The organism is Microcoleus sp. CAWBG58 (assembly GCF_020883045.1).
GTDB lineage: Bacteria > Cyanobacteriota > Cyanobacteriia > Cyanobacteriales > Microcoleaceae > Microcoleus.
The window spans coordinates 1-7,194 of sequence record NZ_JAHRFA010000153.1 but is presented as its reverse complement, the minus strand read 5'-3'; the positions used below and the strand labels follow the sequence as shown (position 1 = coordinate 7,194).

2 protein-coding genes and 6 pseudogenes are annotated in these 7,194 nt (G+C 43.2%); 4 read left to right on the top strand and 4 right to left on the bottom strand.

The annotated features are described in order from the left end of the window. Together QZ918_RS32590 and QZ918_RS32585 are read right to left on the bottom strand one after the other, a co-directional pair. Window positions 1-861 (bottom strand): annotated as a pseudogene (locus QZ918_RS32590) (hypothetical protein); the annotation flags it as partial. Window positions 862-1,045: 184 nt separating this feature from the next. After that, a pseudogene (locus QZ918_RS32585) lies at window positions 1,046-1,974 on the bottom strand (transposase); the annotation flags it as partial. A 260-nt stretch (window positions 1,975-2,234) separates the two neighbouring features. Here QZ918_RS32585 and QZ918_RS32580 point away from each other — a divergent pair. Beyond that, window positions 2,235-3,534, top strand: a pseudogene (locus QZ918_RS32580) (IS4 family transposase). A gap of 50 nt (window positions 3,535-3,584) precedes the next feature. Then, window positions 3,585-4,064 (top strand): transposase, encoded by a 480-nt coding sequence (locus tag QZ918_RS32575; protein WP_293343108.1) that lies wholly within the window; start codon window positions 3,585-3,587, stop codon window positions 4,062-4,064. A 69-nt stretch (window positions 4,065-4,133) separates the two neighbouring features. On the opposite strand, the gene leuB is transcribed toward QZ918_RS32575, so the two are convergent. Beyond that, window positions 4,134-5,219 carry a 3-isopropylmalate dehydrogenase gene (gene leuB / locus QZ918_RS32570; protein WP_293343105.1) on the bottom strand — a complete coding sequence of 362 codons (1,086 nt, stop codon included), beginning with the start codon at window positions 5,217-5,219 and terminating at the stop codon, window positions 4,134-4,136. Between the two features lie 880 nt (window positions 5,220-6,099). Between leuB and QZ918_RS32565 the strand changes: the two are divergent. Then, window positions 6,100-6,535, top strand: a pseudogene (locus QZ918_RS32565) (ISKra4 family transposase); the annotation flags it as partial. Window positions 6,536-6,713: 178 nt separating this feature from the next. Further along, a pseudogene (locus QZ918_RS32560) lies at window positions 6,714-6,914 on the top strand (ISKra4 family transposase); the annotation flags it as partial. Window positions 6,915-6,959: 45 nt separating this feature from the next. Here QZ918_RS32560 and QZ918_RS32555 read toward each other — a convergent pair. After that, a pseudogene (locus QZ918_RS32555) lies at window positions 6,960-7,194 on the bottom strand (hypothetical protein); the annotation flags it as partial.

Below are 7,194 nucleotides of genomic sequence, written 5' to 3'. Positions count from 1 at the left end.
ACCAGGATTCATATCGATGCCAATACAACCATACATCCTTTCTCTGGAAACCTGCTTTACAGAATTTGGAGTAAACTGCACGGCTGTTACCCACCTTCTGTTCTTGCGATAGAAATGCCAAGTCTTAGCACCGCATTCTGCTAGTCTGTTTATGTTACGACTAAAATCACCAATAACAGAGGACACGGTTTTTCCAAATCGCGACTCTAAGCATTTTGGAACTCTAAAAGTTATTTGATTTTCATTCCACTGACAGACTTGATTACCAAAAGACTCATCCTTGGAACCGACGACAAAAATATCGCTGTGAGGGATGAAGACTTTAATTGGCTTGAGTTTTAAGTGTTCGACTCTATTAACTAGCAAAGTTAGTCTACGCTTTTTATTATGAATTTGAAAGCGTAAATTCTGCCAGTTTGTGGATTTATATTGTAGTGAACAAGCTATGGGAAAATTACAACCTATTTTTGAATTTTGCCATTTTTTATTGGTATAAAACTTACGAGCTAATGCTAGCTTGCGCTCTGCTTTCTTGAGCCACGCACTGATAGATTTAATCTTTCCTTCAAGAGTTTTTAGGTGTAACATTCTATGTTCTTTTGCACCGTCTACATGACCCTTGGCGGAACTGATTACACCATTTGCGTGCCGCTTGTTAATGCCGTAGGTTTGCTGTAAGTGCGTATTCCAATCGGATTTTTTGAACTCTGGGCCTGAAAGTAAGTGGTTAACTGTTTCAATGCTTGCAGCCCGAAAAATCGGGGCGTAAGCTTCTAAGAACATCTCGAAAGTTGTAAACCCTAACTCATTGAGTTCAGAGACTGGTGTGGGCAAGCCTTTGCAATAAGTTATGGTAGCCATTGATTCTCCGGGTCAATGTGGTTAGATCTTCCTATGGTAATCGCTTTGCACAGAATCCACAAGCTATTGTCTTTCTGGTTTTTTACTCTGCTAACTCGCCAATATTAATCAATTTATCATGGATTTACCCAGAATTTAACCAATAAATCCTAGGTAAATCTAGGTAAATTGTCAACAGTTGTTAACCCATCGCCATGGAAGGGGTCGTAGACTTGGGGAGAGAGTCATGGGGGCGAGTCCAGTTATGCAGCAAGCGCTGGACATTTAATTAGCGCTGCAAGCCATGAAGAACCTTAGCATAATGATTTTGTCGTCGTCGATAGGCCGTCGCTCGGCGTCTGAGAGCACTGTTGAAGGCTTCGGGCGTGATTGGCATGGACGTCAGGCTTCGGGCTGATGGGCGTGAAGGGATGTTCGATCTTGACCCATTCCAGTCGAGGATGGCCCTGTGAGCCTTTAATTTTGATGGCCACTTCGAGTCCTTCGCGCCAGACCTTGCGATAAGGGTAAGCCTGGGTCGTCATCGAGGGAGGCAGAAAGACAGTGGCTATTTTCCACAGTTCTTTAGCATAGCGGCGTTCGCCATCGGTAAACCAGCGAATCCACAAGCTGGGCTCGGCCCAGGCCCAGGCGCTCTGCACGCCTTTCTCAAACAGGGAGGCATTTTTGAGTCCGGCTCTGGCCTCCACCTTGGGGCGAGAGTCGCGCTCCACAAAGCTGATTGTCCAGCCTTCAGAGGCTTCGGGGGGGAAGGTTCTCGCCCACGCGAGTGTACAGTTCGTCTCCCTCTATCGTGACGTATCCGCCCTCTGGCGCTTTAGGCGACCATTGGGCTATCTGCTGCGAGAGTCGCTCTTCCCAGGCTATGATCCGACTCGCCGATTTCCCCACCACTCTTCCGGTTGCTCTGACTCCTAGTCCCTCTCCCCTCACCTTCAGCGCCATTGATACTGTCTCTAACGGCGTCCGCAACCTGGCCATCGGCGTGCCACTGCGCTCGTTGAATCGTCGATGGCAGCTATTACACAGGTAGGACTGCACCACCTGATTTGTCTTGAGCTTTTTCGTCCCGTTTTTGACGATGCTTTCACTCTCGCAATGGATACACTTCATAAGCTTGTACTCTATGTTGCACAAATATCCTAGCACTCACGCCTTAAGAGAACAGTGCCTTGGAAACAGCTACGCCAACTGTTGCTGGTCTTACCCCATTGGTGACAAGTTAAGGAAAAAGGGAAATTGTCAAGGGTAGTATTTGCATGGGTCTGAGATCGTGGGAAACTTATGACAGACAAGTAATAGAGAGATTGTGAGCAGCCATGACCAGCAGCCGAAAAACCAATCGAGACCACGGGAAAAAAACACACAGACCAATGGTGGAAGATGAAGTAATTGCAGAGCAACTGGAAAGATTGCTGACACCGGCAATTACAAATCAAGAAAATTACTACCGAAAATTAGGACTCCGAGAGCGGATATTGAATTTACCGTTGATGATGGCTGCGGTATTAACGTTACTGTGGCGAGACGTAGCAGGGGTGAGAGAACTCACAAGAATCTTAGCCAGAGACGGTTTTCTATGGTGTAATCCCATAAAAGTTAGTCAACAAGCGGTATCACAACAATTTTTGACATTTCCTGCGGAGTTATTTGAAAAAGTATTTAAAGATTTATTGCCAAGTCTCAGGACAGCTTGGCATAGTAGAAATCAACGTCCATTGCCAGAAAGTATTCAATTTACCTTATCAAAATTCGAGAAAATTTGGATAATAGATGGCTCAATATTGGAGGCTCTATTTAGAAAACTAGAAAGCTTAGAATCAGTTCCCAAAGGACAGTTAGCCGGAAAAATAATTACAGTCATGGATTTAATAACCAGATTACCTGTTGAGATTTGGTTTGAAGAAAACCCCAAAGCGAATGATACTCTTGGCGGAAGAAGATATCCTGAATTTAGTTACAGAAAACACTTTGCTATTACTGGATAGAGGATTTTATCATTTTAATTTTTGGCATAAATTGATCGAAAAGAAGGTTGAATTTATTACCAGAATAAAGAAAGGAGCAGCGATTCAAATAGAACAGGTATTTACAGATAGTTATGGACTGCGAGACCGGAAGATACGCCTGGGCTCTGGCACAAAAAAGACTCCGTTTATCACATTACGTTTAATTGAAGTTAGGTCAGGAAAAACCTGGCATTCTTATTTAACAAGTGTCCTAGATCCTCAGGTTTTGCCACCTTATGTAGTTGCGGATTTATATCGGCGTCGTTGGCGAATAGAAGAGGCTTTTAATACAGTAAAAAGACTCTTGGGTTTAAGTTATTTGTGGGCTGGCTCAATCAATGGAATTAAATTACAAATTTGGTCAACGTGGTTATTTTATGCTGTTTTGGTAGATTTAGGTGATGCTGTAGCGGATGAACTTTCTATGCCCTTTGATGAGATTTCATTAGAAATGATTTATCGGGGTCTTTATCATTTTACTATGGCTCATCAAAAAGGTAAGGCAACAGACCCAATTAAGTATTTTGCTGACCCCAAAAATCGAGATTTAGGTATTGTGAAACAGAAACGAAAACCAAACACAAAGCTAATTGTGGCTTCTTTCCCGGAGCTTCAACGAGGGTCTGACCAATTCTTTTTTAACAATTCTCAAAAAGCCTCTTGACAAAAGACTTGCAGTCTTAACTTGTCACCAATGGTCTTACCCTGGCACATTTGGAGTACCTAAAAGAGCAACAAAAACTGATTAAAAAACTGATTAGCGACCATTTTGACCAACATCCAGATTTAAAGCAACAGCGCGATCTCTTGACCTCAATTCCCGGAATTGGTGAACAAACAGCATCCGTATTGTTAGCTGAAATTCGTGATGTTTCCGATTACAACAATGCCCGTCAATTAGCGGCTTATGCAGGTTTAACACCTTGTGAACGCAGTTCTGGAACTTCGGTTAAAGGCAAAACTCGTTTGTCTTGTACCGGCAATGTCCGACTGCGAAAGGCATTGTATTTGCCTGCGGTAGTTTTGATGCGTCACAATCCGTTACTCAAGGCGATGAGTGACCGATTATTGGGTCGTGGCAAGGTCAAAATGCAGGTGATTGGTGCTTTGATGCGGAAATTGGTGCATTTGGCTTTTGGTATTTTAAAGTCCCAAAAGCCTTTCGACCCCAATTATTTACTTGCTACCCCTTGACAGCTCAAGACAGTATCTACAATCTTTTGTATTGCTTGTTGGGCGGGGGCGGGTTTATGAAATTATTGGTTAACCTTGCAAAACTTCAATCAAAGCATTGCCCATCGCTCGACAACCGACCAGTTTCATACCTTCCGACATGATATCACCAGTGCGATAACCTCGATCCAAAACTGCCACAACCGCTTGCTCAATTTTATCAGCAGCTTCGGGCTGATTTAATGCGTAGCGCAACATCATTGCAGCGCTTAAAACTTGGGCGATGGGATTAGCTTTATCTTGTCCGGCGATATCCGGGGCGGAACCGTGTACTGGTTCAAAAACTCCCGGGCCGCTTGCACCCAAACTCGCAGAAGGCAACATTCCAATGCTACCAGTTAGCATCGCCGCCGCATCCGAAAGAATGTCGCCGAATAAGTTACCCGTGACAATTGTATCGAACTGTTTCGGCCAGCGAATTAACTGCATGGCTGCGTTGTCAACATAAAGGTGAGAAAGTTCCACATCGGGGTATTCTGAAGAAAGGGCAATTATACGATCGCGCCACAGTTGCGAAACATCCAAAACATTCGCCTTGTCAACCGAACACAGCCTTTTTCCGCGCTTCCGGGCGGTCTCAAAAGCCACGCGGCCGATGCGGTCAATTTCTGACTCGGTGTAAGCCATCGTATTCACACCGCGTTTTTCCCCGGTTTCTGTCTCAAAAATGCCTTTCGGTTTGCCGAAATAAATGCCGCCAGTCAGTTCGCGGATCACCATAATATCCACACCTTCGACAACTTCTTTTTTTAAAGAAGAAGCATCAACCAACTGCGGTAAAATAGTCGCAGGACGCAAATTTGCAAACAATCCCAATCCGGCGCGCAGTCCTAACAATCCAGTTTCCGGACGCTGTTCGCGGGGCAAATTGTCCCACTTGTAACCGCCGATAGCTGCTAATAATATCGCATCGCTGTTGCGGCACTTTTCCAAAGTTTCTTCCGGTAGCGGATTGCCTGTGGCGTCAATAGCAGCGCCGCCCATTAATGCTTCTTGAAATTCAAAGCCGATGTCCAATTGTTTGCCGACAAGTTTCAGGACATCTACCGCTACAGCGATAATTTCAGGGCCGATGCCGTCTCCCGGTAAAAGAGTGATGCGGTAGTTTTGAGTCATATCAATTTAGGAGTTTTGATTTGAGATTGGTGGTGATGGGAAATTCTTTGTACAAAGTAGGTGAAGGTATATTGCTTGTCCGCCAGATATATTTTTGGCGTTTATTTAGCTCAATCAGTGTTAACTTAAGCTCAAACAAATTTTCAATCAGATTCAGCTTTTAGTTGAGACTGATACTTTATACCAATTTTTTATGAGGCTGCTCTCGAATTCGGATCCCCCCTAACCCCCCTTGATAAGGGCTACGGTGTACACACAAGTCGAGTTGGAAATCAATTGACCCAAAAAAAACGGAAATTTATTTTTTTAATCCTTGATTTCCCGTCACCCATTATCAATAATTTAAAACTATTGATAACGATCTCGATTGTCTAAAAACCTTGCCGACTAAGGGTTGTGTCAGACACAGCCAGGTTTTGGCAAGTTGTGTGTACACGGTAGTTGATAAGGGGGGGGACAAGATTCTTCTCAAAGTCCCCCGACTATTCGGGGGATTTAGGGGGATCGAGATATGTGCAACGACCCATTAAATTGGTATTACGTCCATCTACTAAGGTGAGAAATTCTTGCCAGCCTATAATTGTATCAGCACAAGAGGGCGGGCTTTGCCTCGCTCAACTGGTTTATTTCATAGATTCTTCGCTAAACCCGCCCCTGCCAGTATTTGTTTGCTATGTCTTCTTCTTCTCTCTTCCTTCGCGTCGTTAGCGTCTTCGCGGTTCAATAATTTCAGATTCAGAAACCGGCGTTGCTGAACCTTGGTATGATAAAATAGTCGTCGGAGCATCACAAAGGGTGCATCTCACTTTGGCGAAGGTGTCAAAAAAGAGTTAAAATGAAAAAGCTAGTAAAATCCTCAAATAAAGATGAGGCAAATAAAATGACACCATCAGACCAACAAAAGCTAAAAAGCCACTTAAACGCGGTAGCAGAAATTCTTTACAGAAATACAGATCCAACCGAGTTAAAAAGTTTTGAAAGTATAGAAAAATCAGTCCGTCAGAAAATGTTAGAAGAAGTTGGTCCAGAACTAGGTAGCTTTTTTTTCAGCAGTATCAGGAATTCAAACAGGAAAGCCCCGAAAAATAAAATCAATAATCGGCTCTCTCGATATTACAGATAATCAGGCAAAATATTTTGGTTTAAAAGCTTACAGTCAATTTAGTCCAGTGATGGAAAATTGCTGTCTTTTAATCAGTGCCAACGAATCTTATCAAATGGCAGAAAAAGATTTGGAAAAATTTACGGGAATCAAAATTTCTCACAGTACATTACAAAGATTAGTTAAAAGACAAGAATTTGAATTACCTACATCTAACGCTCTTTTGTCACTTTCATGAGAGTAAATTCTCGAAGACACGACAGCAAAGGATCTCTTGCCAAATGCTCCCAAAGCCAGCAAGGTGTTAGAAAATCGTTCCACAAAGCCATGCCAGATTAGCATTATCAAATTATGGTCAGATTTTTCCTTTCTTAGAGTGATTAAAGAGCGCTAAACAAGGAGTCAAAGAAATTACATTGGATGGCGGTAAAGTCAGACTACGCAACGAAACCAAGGGCGAGAGCTGTTACTGGAAAGACTATAAAGCCGTGTGTTTAGACAATGTTTATTCGGGAGCATTTTTTCAAAACAATCAAGATTTAATTGATTGGAGTAATAGCCAAAAATTACTACACCCTATGTACTGCCTAGGGCGTCGGTACAGTATTAAGAGTTGACAAGAAAACAGATATATGGAATTACCCGGTCAATGAGTTAGACTCTACGCCCGGTTTAATTGGCAGAACCTTATCCATTCGAGCAATGACATGAAGATTATGGACGACAGCGACTCGCCGTAGATCGAAAAGATTTTTCCGCTGCCCGATATACCGAGCACGATTCCCCTGCCAATGACCAATATGAGCCAAAGAGTGTTCAACAGTAGTACGTTTTCTCAAGTCTTGGCGACCAATAGCAGTGGATTGACGTGCT

What these genes read in the sequence shown, in the direction of transcription:
- leuB (WP_293343105.1), bottom strand. Translation starts at nt 5,219, where the DNA reads ATGACTCAAAACTACCGCATCACTCTTTTACCGGGAGACGGCATCGGC.